The organism is Streptomyces griseoruber (assembly GCF_001514205.1).
In the GTDB taxonomy this organism is placed as follows: Bacteria; Actinomycetota; Actinomycetes; order Streptomycetales; family Streptomycetaceae; genus Streptomyces; species Streptomyces griseoruber.
The window spans coordinates 81,191-100,186 of record NZ_KQ948777.1; the positions used below are offsets into that span (position 1 = coordinate 81,191).

Sequence of the window (18,996 nt, forward strand, 5' to 3'; positions counted from 1 at the left end):
TGTGCCGGTTGGCGGGCGGCTGCGGGTGGTGCGTGGCGATCAACCCCCACGCACCCGCGGTCGCCCGTCGACCGTGGCGCCCCCTACCCGCAGCGCCTGTCCGGCACCCCGTCCACCAGCGTGTCCAGCAACCCTCCCAGCACCTCCCGCTGCTCCCCCGACAGCGGAGCCAGAATCTCCCCGGCCGCCGACCGCCGCGCCCCGCGCAGCTTGCGCAGCGCCTCCCGGCCGTCGTCGGTGAGCTCGATCCGGATCACCCGGCGGTTCGTGGGGTCCGGCACCCGCCGCACCTTGCCGCCCGCCTCCAGTCCGTCGACCAGCGTCGTCACCGCGCGCGGGACCACCTCCAGGCGCTCGGCGAGATCGGCCATGCGCGGCGGCGAGCCGTAGCACGCCAGGGTGCGCAGCAGCCGGGACTGGGCCGGGGTCACGCCGAGGCCGCACTGCTCGATGTGCCGCTTCTGGATCCGGTGCACGCGGCGGGTGAACCGCAGCAGTTGCTCGGCGAGCACGCTGTCGGAATCGGGGGTGGTCATACGGGAACAATATCAGGATGCCGTTCATTGTGAGTATAGGTAACAATGAGCTATGGTCAGCTCGACCCACCTGCTCACCTCCCGTAGGAGCCCATGCACCCCGACAAACCAGAGTCCTGGATCCCGTCCACCGACGCCGAGGCCCAGCCCCGGCAGGTCCGCCGCATCGTCGGCCTCTTCCGTCCCTACCGCGGCCGGCTCGCCGTCGTGGGCGTCCTCGTCGGCGCCTCGTCGCTGGTCTCCGTCGCCACACCCTTCCTGCTGAAGGAGACCCTCGACGTCGCCATCCCCGAGGGCCGTACCGGGCTGCTCAGCCTCCTCGCCCTCGGCATGATCCTCAGCGCGGTGCTCAGCAGCGTCTTCGGCGTCCTGCAGACACTGATCTCCACCACCGTCGGCCAGCGCGTCATGCACGACCTGCGCACCGCCGTCTTCGGCCGGCTCCAGCGCATGTCCCTGGCGTTCTTCACGCGTACGCGTACCGGCGAAGTGCAGTCCCGCATCGCCAACGACATCGGCGGCATGCAGGCCACCGTCACCTCCACGGCCACCTCCCTGGTCTCCAACTTCACCAGCGTGGTCGCCACGATCATCGCGATGATCGCCCTCGACTGGCGGCTGACCGTCGTCTCCCTGCTCCTGCTGCCGGTCTTCGTCTGGATCAGCCGCCGCGTCGGAAACGAACGCAAGAAGATCACCACCCAGCGCCAGAAGCAGATGGCCGCCATGGCCGCCACCGTCACCGAGTCGCTGTCGGTCAGCGGCATCCTGCTCGGCCGCACCATGGGCCGCGCCGACTCGCTCACCCGGTCCTTCGCCGACGAGTCCGAGCAACTGGTGGACCTGGAAGTGAAGTCCAACATGGCCGGCCGCTGGCGCATGGCCGTGATCACCATCGTCATGGCCGCGATGCCGGCGGTCATCTACTGGACGGCCGGAGTGGCCCTCCAGTTCGGCGGCCCCGACGTCTCCCTCGGCACGATCGTCGCCTTCGTCTCGCTCCAGCAGGGCCTGTTCCGCCCCGCCGTCAGCCTGCTCGCCACCGGCGTGCAGATCCAGACCTCCCTCGCGCTCTTCCAGCGCATCTTCGAGTACCTCGACCTGCCGATCGACATCACCGAGCGCACCGACCCGGTCCACCTCGACCAGGTCAAGGGCGAAGTCCGCTTCGAGAAGGTCGCGTTCGCCTACGACGACCAGGGCGGGCCCGTGCTCGACGGCATCGACGTCACCGTCCCCGCGGGCGGAAGCCTCGCCGTCGTCGGTCCGACCGGTGCCGGCAAGTCCACGCTGGGCTACCTGGTGCCGCGGCTGTACGACGTGACCGGCGGCCGGGTCACCCTCGACGGCGTCGACGTCCGCGACCTCGACTTCGACACCCTCGCCCGCGCGGTCGGCGTCGTCTCGCAGGAGACGTACCTCTTCCACGCGACGGTCGCCGACAACCTGCGCTTCGCCAAGCCCGACGCCACCGACGAGGAGCTGTACGCGGCCGCGCGCGCGGCGCAGATCCACGACCACATCGCCGCCCTGCCCGACGGGTACGACACGGTCGTCGGCGAGCGCGGGCACCGTTTCTCCGGCGGTGAGAAGCAGCGCCTGGCGATCGCCCGCACCATCCTGCGCGATCCGCCGGTGCTGATCCTCGACGAGGCGACGAGCGCCCTGGACACCCGCACCGAGCGCGCCGTGCAGGAGGCCATCGACGCGCTCTCCGCCAACCGCACCACGCTCACCATCGCCCACCGGCTGTCCACCATCCGCGGTGCCGACCAGATCGTGGTCCTCGACGCGGGCCGGCTGGCCGAACGGGGGACGCACGAGGAGCTGCTGGAGCGGGACGGGCGGTACGCGGCCCTCGTGCGGCGGGACGCCAGCCTGGAGCCGACAAGATGACAACAGTCAAGCCTATGACAGGTTATGCCGGGTTTATGACGATATGAGCGTTACCGTGCCCGCATGCAGATGAACACTCCGCCACGGAGCACGATTCGACTGACGCGCCGGGGCCGTCTCGCCCTCATCGCGACCGGAGCCGTCGTGGCCGGTACCGCCGTGGCGGTGCCGCTGCTGAGCACGGAGCACAAGGCGCCGGAGGCGCCGAAGAAACCCACCGCCCTGGTCATCCCGGAGGGCTGGCGCGCGAGTCAGGTCTACGAGGCCGTCGACAAGGCCCTCGCCCTGCCCGCCGGCACGACCAGGAAGACGCTGCCCCGGGCCGGCCTGAAGCTGCCGGCCGACGCCGACGGCAACCCGGAGGGCTACCTCTTCCCGGCGACGTATCCGCTGGATGGGAGGACGACGCCCCAGGCGCTGCTGGCCTACATGGTCGACACGGCGAACAAGCGGTTCAACGGGGCACCGGTCACCGCGGGCGCCCAGCGCAACGCGATGAACGTCTACCAGGCCGTCACCATCGCCAGCCTGGTGCAGGCGGAGGCCGCCACCAAGGCGGACATGGGGAAGGTGGCCCGGGTCGTCTTCAACCGGCTGGAGCGCGGCATGCCGTTGCAGATGGACTCCACCATCAACTACGCGCTGAACCGGTCCACGGTGCGGACCACGGAGAGCGACACCCGGATCGAGAGCCCCTACAACTCCTACCAGCGCATGGGGCTGCCGCCGACGCCGATCGACAACCCCGGCGAGGAGGCGATGCACGCCGCCCTCAGCCCGACGCCGGGCGACTGGCTGTACTTCGTCACGGTCAAGCCCGGCGACACCCGTTTCACCGCGAACTACCAGGAGCACGTGCGCAATGTGGCCGAGTTCAACCGGAACCGGCAGAGCGCGTCGGCCAAGGCGGCCGGCTGACACGAGGGGACGTCAGGCGGCGGCCGACTCCGGCTCGGGCTCCCCGGCCCCCTCGGCCAGCAGCCGTCGGATGTCCCGTACGGCCGCCCGGCCCGCCCGGTTGGCGCCGATGGTGCTGGCCGAAGGCCCGTAGCCGACCAGATGGATCCGCGGATCGGCGGCCACGCGGGTGCCCTCCAGCCGGATCCCGCCGCCCGGACCACGCAGCCGCAGCGGCGCGAGATGGTCGATGGCGGCCCGGAAGCCCGTCGCCCAGAGGATGACGTCGGCGTCCACACGGCGGCCGTCGTCCCACTCCACGCCCTGCGGGGTGATCCGGTCGAACATCGGGAGCCGGTCCAGGACCCCGTCCGCCAGCCCCTGCCGGATCGCGTCGTTCAACGGCAGCCCCGTCACCGAGACCACGCTCTTCGGCGGCAGCCCCTGCCGCACCCGCTCCTCCACCAGCGCGACCGCCGCACGGCCCGCCCCCTCGTCGAACGGTCCTTCGCGGAACACCGGCGGACGCCGGGTCACCCAGGTCGTGGCGGCGGCGTACGGGGCGATCTCCAGCAGATGCTGTGTACCGGACGCCCCGCCGCCCACCACGACCACCCGCTGCCCGGCGAACGCCTCGGGTCCCGGGTACCGAGCCGTGTGCACCTGCCGCCCGCGGAAGGTCTCCTGCCCCGGATAGCGCGGCCAGAACGGCCGGTCCCAGGTGCCGGTCGCGTTGATCAGCGCCCGCGTCGACCAGGTGCCGTCGGAGGTCTCGACGAGCAGCCGTCCACCGGACCCCTCGCGCACGGCCCGTACGTCCACCGGACGCCGTACCCGCAGGTCGAAGGTCCGCTCGTAGGCGGCGAAGTACGCGGAGATCACCTCCGACGACGCCCGCGCCGGATCGGCCCCCGTCAGCTCCATGCCCGGCAGCGCGTGCATCCCGTGCACCTTGCCGTACGTCAGTGAGGGCCACCGGAACTGCCAGGCGCCGCCCGGACCGGGCGCGTGGTCCAGCACCACGAAGTCGCGCTCCGGCTCGAACCCGGTGCGCCGCAGGTGATACGCGCCGGCCAGTCCGGCCTGGCCTGCGCCGATCACCACGACGTCGACCTCACGTATGTCGTTCACGCCTCCACCAACAGTGCGGGCCGGGCGGATCTTCCCCGGACCGGTCCGTGGGCCAGGATGGTGGCATGTCAGACGCGTTCACCACCCGAGTACTGCACATCGCCTCCGGCACCCGGGAGCGGGTCGTCGATCTCACCCAGGACTGCGAGGCCTTCCTGCGGGAGGCCGCCGGCGACCGTGACGGCCTGCTGAACATCTTCGTCCCGCACGCCACCGCCGGAATCGCGGTGATCGAGACGGGTGCCGGCAGCGACGACGACCTCCTCGCCGCCCTGCACACCCTCCTCCCCGCCGACGACCGCTGGCAGCACCGCCACGGCAGCCCCGGGCACGGCCGCGACCACGTCCTCCCGGCCTTCGTCCCGCCCCACGCGACCCTGCCGGTCGTGGCCGGGAGGCTGGAGCTGGGCACCTGGCAGTCGGTGTGCCTGGTCGATACGAACAAGGACAATCCTCGTCGGCAGGTGCGGTTGTCGTTCCTTGCGTGACGAGGGTGGCGACTGTAGGTCTCAAGTCCGGCCGCGCCAAACGAGTCTGGCCTCGGTGTGCCCAAGTCCACGGGCGCCGGCCGCCAGCGCGGTGGCGGGTACGGCCACAGCCCGGGCGCGCCGGAGCGGCGCGAGCGGGCTCGGCGCAGATGTGGGGCGGTGTTGCTGCTGTCGGTCGCCGAGAACATCGCCCTGAGCACCCGGTATCCGCGCCGCGCCGGACTGATCTCCTGGTGGCGCCACCTCGTCAGCCTTGTCCGCCAAGGCTTGCCGACGGACCACCCCTTGTCCGCATGGTGCACGACATCAGTGGCGAGGAACTGGCTGACCACGGCCCCACCACGGCCCCCGGCCGAGGGCCCGGCCGTCCTGGCCCTCGGCGGCGTACAGCGGGCAGCACCAGGCGGTCACCGTGCGCGAGCCGCTGTCCCTGCAGGGTCGGCAGACCGTTGACGAGTTCAACCGAGCCTTCTCCGGCCGTTCGGCCAGCGGACATGTAGTCCCCTGCCACATCACTACGGCCGCCGACAGGGACAGTTCCAGGACCTGGGACCCGTCGGGTTACCAGGGGGCGTACCGGAAGATCTGGGGCAGGTGACAGCGGCGTCGGAGAGCCTGCTGCCTCACTGCGACGGGCCGGAGCCGGCGCGCTCGGTGAGCAGGAGGGCGATGTCGTCCGCCCTGTCGGCGGACCGGCAGGCATCCCGCAGCAGCGCGTCGGCCAGATCCTCCAGGCGGCCTCCGCCCATGCGGGCCAGTGATGCGCGGAGTCGGTCGACGTCGGAACCGATGTCCGAGTCACGCCTCTCGATCAGTCCGTCCGTGTACAGAGCCAGGACCGACCCGGGTACGAGGCGCAACTCCGACTCCGGAAAGTGTGCCGCTGCGTCGATGCCGAGCAGAGGGCCGCCGGGCACATCCAGGATTTCGGCCTGCCCGTCGGGCAGGCGCAGCAAGGGCGGGAGGTGGCCGGCACGGACGATGCGCACGACCCCCGAGCGAGGATGGAGGCGGGCGTAGCAGCAGCTTGCGAGTAGCGCTGGGTCGAGGTCCATGTGGAGCCGGTTGGTGTTGGCGACGACGTCGCTCGGCCGGTGGCCGGCGGTGGCGAAGGCCCGTACCGCGCTGCGTAGCTGGCCCATGGCCGCCGCGGCGGCGACGTTGTGGCCCTCGACGTCCCCGACGATCAGCGCGACCTCGTCGCCGGTGGGGATGACGTCGTACCAGTCGCCGCCGATGTCCATCCCTCTGGTGGCCGGAAGATAGCGCCCAGTGACACCAAGGCCCGGCAGTGTGGGCAGCCGGTGCGGCAGCAGCGCGTTCTGCAGGCCGCGGGCGAGGGCGAACTCGGCGTCGTAGAGCCTGGCACGTTCCAGGGCCTGGGCGATGAGGCCGCCCAGCGCGGTGAGGACTCCGCGCTCCTCGTCGGGAAATCGGTGGACGTCGTCGAAGCCGAGCAGGCAGACGCCGACCGGGCGGTTCGAGGCGATCAAGGGCAGGAACGCCCAGGAGTTGGATGGACTGACCCTGATCCAGGGGTAGGTCTCGAGAAGCTCCTCACGGGACTCGACGAACAGCGGGGCCCCGGAGGTCAGCGCGTCCGTCACGGGCAGCCGGGCATGCAGCGGAGTGCCTTCGAACCGGGCGAGAAAGCGCTTCGAGTAGCCGCGCTGATCGAGCAGGCGCAGGCGCCGCTCCTCCACCACGGCGATCGCCAGCTTCTGGCCGCCGAAAGCGGGCAGCAGCTGCTCGGCGACGGCCTCGAACACCTCGTGCGCGGTGACCGCCTCGGTGAGCGCGCTGCCCAGCGTGAGCACCCGGTAGAGGGAACCCACGCGCGGGGCCGCGGGCGGAGGCGACCAGGAGGCGGGCGGCCCCCCTTCCGTGAGGATTGCCCCGGGTCCGGTCTCGGCCGGGACGGGCTGTCGCACCGGTGCTGCCCACCCCGTCATGCCCTGAGCGCCTGGGTGGAGGGAAAAGACCAGCCATGTGTCCGGTGGGCGGCGAACCAGGAAGGAGACCGGGTGCTGGGAGACCAGGGCGGCCCGGTAGCGGTCCTCGTACACGGGATCGGCCAGCCAGGGCAGGACGTCCCAGGGGCGTCGGCCGAGCAGTTCGTCCAAGCGGACCCGCAGCAGATTCTCCAGGCTGTGGTTGGCGTAGGCGAGGCGTCCGTCGGGCGAGAGCGCGAAGAAGCCGTCCGCGAGCCGCTCGATCGCCGCCACGGCGGCCATGCGGCTCCCGGAGTCGAGTACGGCGCCGACCAGATGGGCCGAGGCTTCCAGGCAGTCAGGGCTCTCGGGCATCCGGCCCCACAGCTCGACGGTGTGGTGGCCTCCGCGGCCGTCCCGGATGCGCAGGCAGTGTGCCAGTACGTGGCGTTCCTGGACCGCGGCACGGGCGGCGGACCGGAAGCCGGGCAGATCCGCGGGCTCGATCATGGTCGCCAGGGTGGCTGCCCGTCCGTCGAACTCGCGGGGCGGCATTCCGAAGATCGCGCACAGCTCGTCGTCGGCCGTGAGGGCTCCGGTGTCGAGGTTCCAGTCGAACAGGCCCACCCGGATCACCGGAGTGGATGGCAGCGGGACCACTACCGGGAGTGTCCGCTCGTCATACTCGCCGAACGCGCCGCGGGCCCGCAGTCCGGCGAGGGTGGTGCCCAGCCGGTCGGCGGCGGAGCGCAGCCGCCGGCGCTGCGCCCTCGACAGCCCTGTCCCGTCCGGCTTGGCCGTCCACACCACGGCCATGGTGCCGAAGGTCCGCTCGCCCGCCCGTACGGGGACCGACGCAGAGCCGAACGGGTAGGGCAGGGCGACCGAGAGCTGGGGGAATCGCCGCATCGTCTCCTCCGCGCCGGCCAGGTGGACCATGCGCCCGCAGCGGTACGCCTCCGCCACCGGCAGACGGCTGTTCACCGGGATCCGACGCCACCCGCTGAGCAGGGAGGGCGGCGTCCCGCACGACGCGGCCACTACGAGCGAGCGGTGGTCGCCGGAGAGCAGAAACACGCTTCCGGTATGCGCTCCGGTCAGCTCCACGGCACCGACGACGGCACTGACCAGCGCGTCGTCGCGCTCGGGCGCTTCGCCGACACTTGCGGCGCCGAACGGCTGCAAGTTCGACGCCACCCTGTTGGTCGACACGTTGCCCTCGATCATCGATGGATAATTTGTTCCATTTTAGGATGGTTTAGGGCTCCTCGTGGGTAGGCGCCGGGCCGGGAAGGCCGTCCAGCACCCACGGACCGAGCGGCAAGTGGCCACGTTTCCGCTTGGCCGGCCAGAGCAGGGCCTATGCGGTGGGGATCGACCTGCCGGAGAAGCAGCTCGCCACGGCTCGCACGATGCAGGCGGCGTTGGGCATCGATTCCTACCTCGCACCGGGTGCAAGTCTCGCAGCGGGGTCCCGGCGAACGCCTCTTCCAGGACATCGAAAGCCTTCCCGCCGTACGTCTCGCGCGTTTCCGATCTACCCTTCTACGAGTGAAGATCACTTTTTTGTGATCACGGGGAGGGCGTGAAGCGCGGCGGGAATGCGGTTCAAGCCGATCTGCGGTGGCCTCAATCGTCGGCATCGGTGACGGCCAGGGTGTTGCCGCCGGCGTGGGCCGCCGTCCGATCATGGGAGGCGCCCCGGCTGTGCTGCGGGTTGTCTTCGCGGAGTTTGGTGGACACCAACAAGGACAACCCCGAGCGCAAGGTCCGTCTGTCCTTCCTCGGCCAGCCGCGCACCGGACGCCACCGCGCACCGGACGCGAACCCCGTGCCCCGCCCGGACCCGGACCGCCCTGCGCGGCCGCCCCCTGGGTGCCAAGCTGGAGTCATGTCCCCGACATCCGGGCCGGCCGTCTCCCGTGCGGAGTTCGACGTGCTCTTCGGGGCGGTGCGCACCTGGGGTGACTGGGAGCGGGCCGACCGCGGGGCCTGGAACCGGGTGACCGCGGACCAGGTGCGGCGGGCCCTGGCCGAGGCGCGGTCCGGGACCGTCGTCCCGATGGCCCTCCCCTGGAACACCCGGCCCGACCCCGACAACCCCAAGCCGGCCCTGCACCACATGACCGACCTCGGCGATGTCGAGAGCCCCGAACCCGCAGCACACAAGGACTTCATCGCCGTCGACTACCACGGCAGGGGCGTCACCCACCTCGACGCGCTCTCCCACATCGCCTACCGGGGCCGGCTCTACGACGGCCGTACGGCACGCGAGGTCGTCGACGCCGGCGGCGCCCGCTTCGGCGCGGTGTCGGAGCTGGGGCCCCTGGTGACCAGGGGCGTGCTGCTCGATCTGCCCGCCGTGCTCGAGGTCCCGTGGCTGGAACCGGGGGAGGCGGTGCACGCCCGGGACGTCCTCGCCGCGGAACGGGCGCTCGGGGTGACCATCGGCGAGGGCGACGCGGTGCTGCTGCGCACGGGGCACGTCCGCCGCCGTACGGAACGCGGCCCCTGGGACTCCGGCGCGCTGAGCGCCGGCTTCCACGTGGACGCCGTACCGCTGCTGGCCGAGCGGGGTGTCGCCCTGCTCGGAGGGGACGGCGACAGCGATGTACGGCCCTCGCCGGTCGCGGACGTGCACTCGCCCGTGCATGTCCTGGCCGTCACCGCGATGGGGGTACCGCTGCTGGACAACCTCGACCTGGAGGCCCTGTCGGCCGCGACGGCCGCGGTGGGCCGGTACGCGTTCCTGCTCGTCGTGGCGCCGCTGAACATCCCCGGTGGAACCGGCTCCCCCGTCACCCCGGTCGCGGTCCTGTGACGGCCGGCCACGCGGCCGTCACCGCACGTGAGGGGCCCTGGTGGCCGTCGCTCCGAGGGGGCGGGCGACTCATGACTCGCGCCCTGTATGTCCGTATGCTCGTCAATGTCGGATCCTTTGCGGAAGGGTGAACGGGTCACAGGGCGAGTGGACGCGGGCGCGAGTGAGGCGAGGCGTGTTTCGATCCGGAGGAGAACAGGCTGCGATCGGGCGTGCGACGGACGGCACAGGTCCCGCGCGCTTCCGTGAGCGGTTTCTGCAGGGCGAGTCGGTCGAGCGGGGCGTACGGCTGTCGATCCTGGACTCCTGGCAGCGCTGCCGGAGCCTGGGGCTCTCGCCGGACCAGTCCGACCTCCCCTTCCGGGACGACTTCGAGGCGGACGGCCGTATCGTCCGCGCGGCCGTGCCGGTGCTCGACCGGCTGGAGTCCCTGTTCTCCGGCAGCAAGATCAATATCTCCGTCGCCGACGCGAACGGGACGGTGCTGCTGCGCCGCTTCGGCGAGGCGTCCATGGTCCACAGCCTTCCGGCGATCCAGCGCGTCCCGGGCTTCGTGTTCGCCGAGCGGGTCGCCGGCACCAACGGCATCGGTCTCGCCCTCGCCGAACGCCGGCTCATCCGCGTCTACGGCGCCGAGCACTTCGCCGAGCGCTCCCAGGCGAACGCCTGTGTCGCACTCCCCGTGCGCGATCCGCTCAGCGGCGGCATCGAGGGCGTCCTGTGCTTCGGTTACCCGCGCGCGTTCGAGAGCCCGGCGCTCCAAGGCGTGATCCGCAAGGCGGCCCGCGCCATGGAGCGCCGGCTGCTGGGACAGAGCTCCGCACGCGAACGTGCCCTGTTGCGGGCGTACCTGGCCTCCGGAGCCGAAGCCGGTACGGCCGACGCCCCCGAGGGGGACGCGCCGGCCCTGCGGCTGCGTCCCGGTGACCGGGCACTGCTCATGGAGAAGGCCACCGAGCTGATCTCCCGCGCCCAGCGGGCCGCCGTGGACGTGCCGCTGCCGGACGGCCGCCGGGTGACCCTGGTGAGCCGCCCGATGAGAAGTGCCTCGGGTGTGGAGGGCGTCGCCATCGAGGCCGTGCTGCCCGGCTCCTCGCCCGGGGAGCGGTTCGCCTCCGGGGAGCCGCTCGTCGTACCGGCCCGGGACGAGCGGCTGCCGGGACTCCCCGTCGGATTCCCCGTCGAGCCGGCCGTCGTCGCCGCCGTCTCGCGGCTCGCACGACTCTCCGTCACGCCACCGGCGGGGCACCCACCGGACGGGGACGGAGACGGGGTCGACGGCGCCGGGGTCGAGGGTGCCGCGGTCGACGTCGCAGCGGTCGGGGGTGCCGCGGCTGCCCGCGTCGGGGTCGAGGGTGCCGCCGCCGGTGGCGCAGCAGCCGCGGGGTTCGCCGTCGACGGCATCGGTGCCGCCGCCAACGGTTCCCCCGAGCCGCCGCCCTCGGCCCGAGGGCTCGTCCTGCTGGGGGAGCCGCAGGTGGGCGCCTACGCCTTGGCGGCGCGCCGCAGGCTGGAGCTGCTCTCCGAGGCCAGCGCCCGTATCGGCACCACCCTGGACGTCCGCCGCACCGCCGGGGAACTCGCCGAGACAGCCGTCCCCCGGCTGGCCGACTACGTCACCGTCGACCTGCCCGATGCCGTCCTGCGCGGCGAGGAGTCCGCCGACCCCGTCGGCGACCTGCGCCGGACGGTGATCCACGGCCTCCGTGACGATCTGCCCTTCACCCCCGTCGGCAAGCGGACCGACTTCGGCCCGACCGCGCCCCAGCGGCGCGCGCTGACCGGCGGACAGGCGGTGCTGGAACCGGACCTGGCGAGCGCCGCGGGCTGGCTCGCGCAGGACCCCGAGCACACCGGGACGCTGCTCACCCATGTGCACTCCCTCGTCGCCGTCCCCCTGGTGGCACGCGGCGTGGTGCTGGGCGTCGTCAGCTTCTACCGCGCCCAGGAGCCCGCCCCCTTCGGCGACGACGACCGCTCGCTGGCCCAGGAACTCGCCACCCGCGCCGCCCTGTCCATCGACAACGCGCGGCGCTACACCCACGAGCGCGCCATGGTCCTGGCCCTCCAGCGCAGACTGCTCCCGCACGGGCTGCCCGACCAGGAGACCGTCGAGGTCGCCCACCGCTATCTGCCCGCCGAGGCCGACGTGGGCGGGGACTGGTACGACGTCATCCCACTCTCCGGCGCACGCATCGGCCTCCTGGTCGGTGACGTCGTCGGCCACGGCATGCTCTCCGCCGCCACCATGGGCCGGCTGCGCACCGCCGCCCGCAGCTTCGCCGAACTCGACTTCCCGCCCGACGAGGTCCTCGTCCACCTCGACAACCTCGTGGGCCGCCTCGACCGCGAGGACCCCGAGGGGGAGGGCGAGGGGGTCGGCATCATCGGTGCGACCTGTCTGTACATCGTCTACGACCCGACCTCGCAGCGCTGTGTGATGGCCCGCGCCGGACACCCGCCGCCCGCGCTGGTCCGCCCCGACGGCAGCGTGACCTACCCGGACCTGCCCGCCGGGCCCCCGCTCGGCCTCGGCGGACTGCCCTTCGACGCCGTGGAGATCGACCTGCCCGAGGACAGCCAGCTGGTCCTCTACACCGACGGGCTCATCGAGGACCGGCACCGTGACGTCGACCTGGTCCTCGACCAGCTGCGCGGGGCCCTGGCCCACCATCCGGAGCGCACTCCCGAGGACACCTGTCAGGCGATCCTGGACGCGGTGGCCCCCGCCCACCCGTGCGACGACATCGCCCTGCTGGTCGCCCGCACCCACGCCCTGGACCCCGACCGGATCGCCACCTGGGAACTGCCCGCCGATCCCGCCCGCGTCGGCGAGGTCCGCGCCTCGGCCATGAGACAGCTGGCCGACTGGGGACTCGACGAGGCCGCCTTCGCCGCCGAGCTGATCCTCAGCGAGCTGGTCACCAACGCCATCCGGCACGGCACCGGACCGGTGCGGGTACGGCTGCTGCACGACCGTTCCCTGATCTGCGAGGTCTCCGACTCCAGCAACACGGCGCCGCATCTGCGCCGGGCGGCCAGCACCGACGAGGGCGGACGCGGCCTCTTCCTCGTCGCCCAGCTGTCCCGGACCTGGGGCACGCGCTATCTCCCGGAGGGCAAGGTCATCTGGGCCGAGTGCGGGCTCGACGGCGGCTGAGGCGCACGGTGCGAGTCAAATATCCGAAATGGCATGAATGGTCCGGATAGGATCGGCTCATGTGCGACGCTTCCGACCCGTCCGCCCAGGCGGCCGCGCCCCTCGCGTCGGAGCCCCTGGTCCGCATCCGCGGGCTCGGCAAACGGTTCGGCGGGACCCTCGCGCTGGCCGATGTCGACCTCGACGTCCACGCGGGCAGCGTCCTCGCCCTCCTCGGGCCCAACGGAGCCGGGAAGTCCACCCTCATCAAGGTCCTCGCCGGCGTCCACCACGCCGACACGGGACGGATCACGGTGGACGGACACCCGCTCGGCAGCCACGCCGCCGCCCGCCGTATGTCCTTCATCCACCAGGACCTCGCCCTCGTGGAGTGGATGACGGTCGCCGAGAACATCGCCCTGAGCACCGGATACGCACGCCGCGCCGGACTGGTCTCCTGGCGGCGCACCCGCGAGCAGTGCGCCGACGCCCTGCGCACCGTCGCCGTCCACCTCGACCCCGACACCCCGGTCGCCCGGCTCGCGCCCGCCGAACGGTCCCTGGTCGCCATCGCCCGGGCCCTCGCGGCCCGAGCCCGGCTCATCGTCCTGGACGAGCCGACCGCCCGCCTGCCCGCCCCGGACTGCGCCCGGCTGTTCCGCGTCCTGCACGACCTGCGCGACCGCGGTCACGCCCTCCTCTACGTCAGCCACCGCCTGGACGAGGTCTACGAGGTCGCCGACACCTTCGCCGTCCTGCGCGACGGCCGCCTCGTCAGCCACGGCCTCCTGGCGGACCACGGCCCGGCCCGCCTGGTGCACGACATCGTCGGCCCGGACCCGGCACAACGGCCCGCCGACCGGCCCGCCGACCGGCCCGCCGACCGGCCCGTCGACCGGCCGGCCGACCAGGCTCCCGGCTCCGAGGAGGCGCCGCCCCCGGCTCCCGGCCCGGCTGCCGGCGCTGCCCCCGGCCCCGCCCGTCCCGCCCGCCCCGCCGTCCTGACCCTCGACGCCGTGCGGACCACCGGCGCGGGCCCGGTCGGCCTGGAGCTCCGGGCGGGGGAGGCCGTCGCTCTGGTCGGCCTCTCCGGCGCCGGGCACCTCGACCTCGGCCGGGCCCTCGCCGGGGCCCACCCCCTGCTGGCCGGGGAGGCCCGGCTTGGCGGACGGCCGTACCGCCCCCGTACGGTCGCCGACGCCGTGCGGCAAGGCGTCGGCTTCGTGCCCGGCGACCGGCTGCGCGAGGGCTGTCTCGCCGAGCTGACCGTGCGCGAGAACCTCTTCGCCAACCCCGCCGCGGGAGGCCGCCGCGCCCCCCGCTGGATCGGCCCCCGCCGGGAACGCGCCGAGGCGGCCGCCCTCGTCGACCGGTTCGCGGTGCACCCCCACGACACCGAAGCCCCCCTCGCCACCCTGTCCGGCGGCAACCAGCAGAAAGTCATGATCGGCCGCTGGCTGCGGGCGGACCTGCGGCTGCTGATCCTGGAGGAGCCGACCGCGAGCGTCGACATCGGCGCCAAGGCCGCCGTCCACCACCTGCTCGACGAGGCGCTGGCCGCGGGCCTCGCGGTCCTGCTGGTCTCCACCGACTTCGACGAGGTCGTGAGCGTGTGCCGCCGCGCCCTGGTCCTCGTCCGGGGCGCCGTGACGGCCGAGCTGAGCGGCGCGGCCCTCACGGTCGCCGAGCTGACCCGCGCCGCCTGTGCCGTGCCCCCGCCCCGGACGGGAACGAGCCCATGACGGCCCCCACCCCGCCCCGGCCCCGCCGACCGGGCGGGCACCTCGTCGGCGCCTACGGACTGCTCGCCCTCACCGTCCTGCTCGTCCTGGTCTTCTCCCTGGCCCTGCCCCGCACCTTCCCCACCCTCGACACCCTCGACTCGATCCTGTCCACCCAGGCGATCCCGGCGATCCTCGCCCTCGCCGCCACGGTCCCCATCGTGACCGGCGCGTTCGACCTCTCCCTCGGCTACGCCCTCGGCCTCGCCCACGTCATGGTGATGGAGCTGATCGTCAACGAGGGCTGGCCCTGGCCGCTCGCCGCGCTCGCGGTGATCGCCGGAGGGGCCGCCGTGGGCGTCCTCAACGGGGTGATCGTCGAATACGGGCGGATCGACTCCTTCATCGCCACCCTCGGCACCGGCAGCATGCTCTACGCCGTGACCGGCTGGGTCACCGACGGCGGCCGGATCGTCCCCGGCCCCGAGGGCCTTCCGCCCGCCTTCACCGACCTCTACGACTCCACGTTCCTCGGCCTCCCGGTCCCCGCCTTCTACGTCCTCGCCCTCACCGCCGTCCTCTGGCTGGTCCTGGAACGGCTGCCCCTCGGCCGGTACCTGTACGTCGTCGGCTCCAACCCGCGCGCGGCCGACCTCCTCGGCATCCCCACCCGCAGGTACACCGTCCACGCCTTCACCGCGTCGGGCCTGATCGTCGGCATCGCCGGGGTGCTGCTCGCGGCCCAGCAGCAGATCGGCAACCCCAGCGTCGGCCTGGACTACCTGCTGCCCGCCTTCGCGGGCGCGCTCCTCGGCGCCACCGCGATCAGGCCCGGCCGGCCCAACGCCCTCGGCACCCTGGTCGCCGTCACCGTCCTCGCCGTCGGTCTCACCGGCATCGGACAGCTCGGCGCCGACTTCTGGACCGTCCCGCTGTTCTACGGCGGCACCCTGCTCATCGCCGTCGGCCTCGCCGGATACGCAGCCCGCCGCCGGCTGAGCGGCGGTGTCCACGCGGCCCGCGACGCACCGCCCGGTCCGGCGTCCCCCCTGTGATTCCCCGCCCGTCCCTCCCCTCACGAGGAGCCCTCGTGCACGGCAACCGCAGAGCCACCCCCGGCGCCCGTACCGCCCGGGCCGGCGCCTGTGCCCTGCTGGCGGCGGTCACCGTCCTCGCCGGCTGCCGGCGAGGCTCCTCGGACACCGCGGGGGAGACCCCCACCGGCCCCAACGGCTGCCCCGCCGTCCACGCCACGGCCCAGGCGTCGGTCCTGCGGGCCGAGCAGACCGACGTCCCCTGGGACGGGCCGACCACCGGACCGGGAGCCGTGCCCCGCAAGACCCTCGTCTACGTCGCCCAGACCATGACCAACCCCGGAGTCGCGGGTGTCGCGAAAGGCGTACGGGAGGCCGCGCGGGTCATCGGCTGGAACGTCCGGGTCATCGACGGCGGCGGCACCCCCGCCGGCCTCCAGACGGCGATGAGCGAGGCCGTGGCCCTCAAACCCTCCGGCATCGTCATCGGCGGCTTCGACCCCAACGCGACCTCGGGACAGGTGGCACAGGCCAACCGGGCCGGCATCCCGCTCGTCGGCTGGCACGCCCTCGCGGCCCCCGGCCCCAGCCGCCGGCCCGAGCTGTTCACCAATGTCACCACCCGCGTCGAGGAGGTGGCCGAGATCAGCGCCCGCTGGGTCATCGCCCACTCCCAGGGCCGCGCCGGGGTCGTCCTGATCACCGACGCCTCGATCCCCTTCGCCAAGAACAAGTCCGAGCTGATCAAGAAGGAACTCGCCACCTGTCCGGGCGTGAAGCTCCTCGCCTACCCCAACATCCCGATCCCGGACGCCGGTAGCCGCACCCCCCGCGAGATCTCCTCCCTCCTCGCCCGCTTCGGCGCCCGGTGGACCCACTCCGTCGCCATCAACGACCTGTACTTCGCCGACGCGGCCCCCGCCTTCCGCGCGGCCGGGAAGAACGGCTCCGGGCCGCCGTACAACATCGGCGCGGGCGACGGCGACCCCTCCGCCTTCCAGCGCATCAACAGCCGGCAGTACCAGGCCGCCACCGTGCCCGAACCGCTGTCCCTGCAGGGCTGGCAGATCATCGACGAGTTCAACCGCGCGTTCTCCGGGACACCCGCCAGCGGCTACACGGCCCCCGTGCACATCTCCACGGCCGACAACAGCGCCGGTACGACGAGCTGGGACCCGGCCGGCTACCGGCAGGCGTACCGGACCATCTGGGGCAGATGACGGACCGCACGGCGCCCTGCAGCGCCCCTACGGCGCCCCTGCGACGCCCGTACGTCAGCCGAGCGCCCGGTCCAGGTTGAAGGCCGCGCTGATCAGCGCCAGATGGGTGAACGCCTGCGGGAAGTTCCCCTGCTGCTCACCCGTCTGGCTGATCTCCTCGGCGAACAGGCCCAGATGGTTGGCGTACGTCAGCATCTTCTCGAACGCCAGCCGTGCCTCGTCCACCCGCCCGGCGTGCACCAGCGCCTCGACGTACCAGAACGAGCAGATGGAGAACGTGCCCTCGTCACCGCGCAGCCCGTCGGGGCTGGCCCGCGGGTCGTAGCGGTACACCAGGGAGTCGGAGACCAGGTCCTCGGTGAGCGCGTCCAGCGTCGACAGCCACTTGGGGTCGGTCGGCGCGATGAACTTGGTCAGCGGCATCATCAGCACCGCCGCGTCCAGCACGTCCCCGTCCTCGTGCTGCACGAACGCCTGCCTCGCCTCCGACCAGCCGCGGGTGTGGATGCGCCGGTAGATCGCGTCGCGGCACTCCTGCCAGCGGGGCAGGTCGGCGGGCAGCCCGCGCCGGTTCGCCATCCGGATCGCCCGCTCGATCGCCACCCAGCACATCAGCCGCGAGTACAGGAAGTTCTTGCGGCCGCCCCGGGTCTCCCAGACGCCCTCGTCCGGCTGGTCCCAGTGGGCGCACACCCAGTCGACCAGGGCGCACACATCGTCCCACTGGTCGCTGGAGACCGGCCGCGCCCACTTGTCGTACAGATAGACCGAGTCGATCAGCGCGCCGTAGATGTCGAGCTGGAGCTGGTCCGCGGCGGCGTTGCCGACCCGCACCGGGGCCGAGCCCTGATGGCCCTCCAGATGCGTGAGTTCGGTCTCGGACAGATCCGTGCGTCCGTCGATGCCGTACATGATCTGCAGCGGCCCGGAGGGCTTGCCGTCGCCCGGGGTGATGTGCCGGGTCACGAACTCCATGAACGCCCCGGCCTCGTCCGAGAACCCCAGCCGCAGCAGGGCGTACACGCAGAACGCGGCGTCGCGCACCCAGACGTAGCGGTAGTCCCAGTTGCGCTCGCCGCCCAGCTGCTCGGGCAGGCTCGTGGTCGGCGCGGCGACGATCGCCCCCGTGGGCGCGTAGGTGAGCAGCTTCAGCGTGAGCGCGGAGCGGTGCACCATCTCCCGCCAGCGTCCCCGGTACCGGGAGGCGGACAGCCAGCGCCGCCAGTACGTCACCGTCGCCGCGAACTGCTCCTCGGCCTCCGTGCGCGCGCACCGCCGCGGGTTCAGCTCGCCGCCGACCTGGTCGAGGGCGAACACCGCCGACTCGCCCTCGGACAGCTTGAAGTCCGCCCGCACGTCCGGCCCGTCGCACTCCAGGGGCACCGTCGAGGTGAGGGAGAGGGCCAGCTTCTCGGACTCGAAGAGCGCCAGGCCCTCGACCAGGCGCACGGTGTGCGCACTGGCGCCGTAGTCGAACCGGGGCGCCACCCGGGTACGGAACGGCAGCGCGCCGCGCACGCACACCACCCGCCGGATCAGCCGGTGCCGCTCGGCCTCGGCGGACCCGCCGGTCACCGGCATGAAGTCCTGCACCTCGCCCACCCCGTCCCCGGTGAAGAAGCGGGTGATCAGGACGTTGGTGTCGGGGAAGTAGAACTGCTTCGTGCGGGCGGGCACCGCCGCCGCCAGCTCGAACGAGCCGCCGCGCCCGGCGTCCAGGATCGAGCCGAAGACGCTCGGCGAGTCGAAGGCGGGACAGCAGTACCAGTCGATCGTGCCGTCCGTCCCCACCAGGGCCACGCTGCGCAGATCGCCGATCAGCCCGTGCTCGGCGATCGGCAGATAGCGGTCGGCATCGGTCATGACAGCCTCCCTGGCCCGACCCGCGCTGGCGAGGGTTCCAGCCTAGGCGGGATCGGCCGTCACGTCCTCGGCAGCCCGTCCCAGTCGTCAGGGCAGGATCCGCGGACGGTGCCGTCGCCCCGCAGGACCACTTCCCCGATCATGTGCTTGCCGTGGTCGTCGGCCCGGCCGTGTCCTCGCCGCTGTCCTCGCAGGAGCGGCCGGTCAACCTCAGCACCCCCACCGCGCACACCCCCACCGCGCACACCCCCACCACGCACACCGCCGCCGCGCCCGCGGCCGTCCCCCCGGCGAACAGGACGTCCCCCGCGTGTCGCTC

General features: G+C 72.7%; 12 protein-coding genes. 8 read left to right on the plus strand and 4 right to left on the minus strand.

Going from position 1 to position 18,996, the window contains the following annotated elements; genetic code table 11:
* Positions 1-83 precede the first annotated feature (83 nt).
* Positions 84-536, minus strand: a complete 453-nt coding sequence (locus AQJ64_RS32180) for a MarR family winged helix-turn-helix transcriptional regulator (protein WP_055638047.1) — start codon at positions 534-536, stop codon at positions 84-86.
* A gap of 93 nt (positions 537-629) precedes the next feature.
* Here AQJ64_RS32180 and AQJ64_RS32185 point away from each other — a divergent pair, with 93 nt between their 5' ends.
* Both AQJ64_RS32185 and mltG read left to right on the plus strand, forming a co-directional pair.
* Positions 630-2,432, plus strand: coding sequence for an ABC transporter ATP-binding protein (locus AQJ64_RS32185; protein ID WP_055638048.1), 1,803 nt, complete (start codon positions 630-632; stop codon positions 2,430-2,432).
* A gap of 63 nt (positions 2,433-2,495) precedes the next feature.
* Positions 2,496-3,350 carry an endolytic transglycosylase MltG gene (gene mltG / locus AQJ64_RS32190; protein ID WP_055638049.1) on the plus strand — a complete coding sequence of 285 codons (855 nt, stop codon included), beginning with the start codon at positions 2,496-2,498 and terminating at the stop codon, positions 3,348-3,350.
* A 12-nt stretch (positions 3,351-3,362) separates the two neighbouring features.
* Here mltG and AQJ64_RS32195 read toward each other — a convergent pair whose 3' ends face one another.
* On the minus strand, positions 3,363-4,460 hold the full coding sequence (locus AQJ64_RS32195; RefSeq protein WP_055638050.1) for an NAD(P)-binding domain-containing protein: 1,098 nt from the start codon (positions 4,458-4,460) through the stop codon (positions 3,363-3,365).
* Positions 4,461-4,525: 65 nt separating this feature from the next.
* Between AQJ64_RS32195 and AQJ64_RS32200 the strand changes: the two genes are divergently transcribed.
* Positions 4,526-4,948 carry a secondary thiamine-phosphate synthase enzyme YjbQ gene (locus AQJ64_RS32200; RefSeq protein ID WP_055638051.1) on the plus strand — a complete coding sequence of 141 codons (423 nt, stop codon included), beginning with the start codon at positions 4,526-4,528 and terminating at the stop codon, positions 4,946-4,948.
* 623 nt (positions 4,949-5,571) lie between these two features.
* Here AQJ64_RS32200 and AQJ64_RS32205 read toward each other — a convergent pair.
* Positions 5,572-8,106, minus strand: coding sequence for a SpoIIE family protein phosphatase (locus AQJ64_RS32205; protein WP_055638052.1), 2,535 nt, complete (start codon positions 8,104-8,106; stop codon positions 5,572-5,574).
* 664 nt (positions 8,107-8,770) lie between these two features.
* On the opposite strand from AQJ64_RS32205, the gene AQJ64_RS32210 reads away from it, so the two are divergent.
* From AQJ64_RS32210 to AQJ64_RS32230, 5 genes are all read left to right on the plus strand, one after another.
* A complete protein-coding gene (locus tag AQJ64_RS32210; RefSeq protein ID WP_055638053.1) occupies positions 8,771-9,700 on the plus strand; it encodes a cyclase family protein in 930 nt (309 codons plus the stop codon).
* Between the two features lie 175 nt (positions 9,701-9,875).
* Positions 9,876-12,860: a SpoIIE family protein phosphatase gene (locus tag AQJ64_RS32215; protein WP_055638054.1), complete on the plus strand. Its 2,985-nt coding sequence runs from the start codon at positions 9,876-9,878 to the stop codon at positions 12,858-12,860.
* Positions 12,861-12,919: 59 nt separating this feature from the next.
* Complete coding sequence (locus tag AQJ64_RS32220) at positions 12,920-14,581, plus strand: sugar ABC transporter ATP-binding protein (protein ID WP_059203218.1); 1,662 nt, start codon at positions 12,920-12,922, stop codon at positions 14,579-14,581.
* On the plus strand, positions 14,578-15,615 hold the full coding sequence (locus AQJ64_RS32225; protein WP_059203219.1) for an ABC transporter permease: 1,038 nt from the start codon (positions 14,578-14,580) through the stop codon (positions 15,613-15,615). Before AQJ64_RS32220 ends, AQJ64_RS32225 begins: the two co-directional genes overlap by 4 nt.
* Positions 15,616-15,650: 35 nt before the next feature.
* Positions 15,651-16,814, plus strand: a complete 1,164-nt coding sequence (locus AQJ64_RS32230; RefSeq protein ID WP_059203220.1) for a substrate-binding domain-containing protein — start codon at positions 15,651-15,653, stop codon at positions 16,812-16,814.
* Between the two features lie 54 nt (positions 16,815-16,868).
* Here AQJ64_RS32230 and AQJ64_RS32235 read toward each other — a convergent pair whose 3' ends face one another.
* Positions 16,869-18,677 (minus strand): glycoside hydrolase family 15 protein, encoded by a 1,809-nt coding sequence (locus tag AQJ64_RS32235; RefSeq protein WP_055636699.1) that lies wholly within the window; start codon positions 18,675-18,677, stop codon positions 16,869-16,871.
* Positions 18,678-18,996 lie beyond the last annotated feature (319 nt).

What these genes read in the sequence shown, in the direction of transcription:
- AQJ64_RS32180 (WP_055638047.1), bottom strand. Translation starts at nt 536, where the DNA reads ATGACCACCCCCGATTCCGACAGCGTGCTCGCCGAGCAACTGCTGCGG.
- AQJ64_RS32185 (WP_055638048.1), top strand. Translation starts at nt 630, where the DNA reads ATGCACCCCGACAAACCAGAGTCCTGGATCCCGTCCACCGACGCCGAG.
- mltG (WP_055638049.1), top strand. Translation starts at nt 2,496, where the DNA reads ATGCAGATGAACACTCCGCCACGGAGCACGATTCGACTGACGCGCCGG.
- AQJ64_RS32200 (WP_055638051.1), top strand. Translation starts at nt 4,526, where the DNA reads ATGTCAGACGCGTTCACCACCCGAGTACTGCACATCGCCTCCGGCACC.
- AQJ64_RS32205 (WP_055638052.1), bottom strand. Translation starts at nt 8,106, where the DNA reads ATGATCGAGGGCAACGTGTCGACCAACAGGGTGGCGTCGAACTTGCAG.
- AQJ64_RS32210 (WP_055638053.1), top strand. Translation starts at nt 8,771, where the DNA reads ATGTCCCCGACATCCGGGCCGGCCGTCTCCCGTGCGGAGTTCGACGTG.
- AQJ64_RS32220 (WP_059203218.1), top strand. Translation starts at nt 12,920, where the DNA reads ATGTGCGACGCTTCCGACCCGTCCGCCCAGGCGGCCGCGCCCCTCGCG.
- AQJ64_RS32225 (WP_059203219.1), top strand. Translation starts at nt 14,578, where the DNA reads ATGACGGCCCCCACCCCGCCCCGGCCCCGCCGACCGGGCGGGCACCTC.
- AQJ64_RS32235 (WP_055636699.1), bottom strand. Translation starts at nt 18,677, where the DNA reads ATGACCGATGCCGACCGCTATCTGCCGATCGCCGAGCACGGGCTGATC.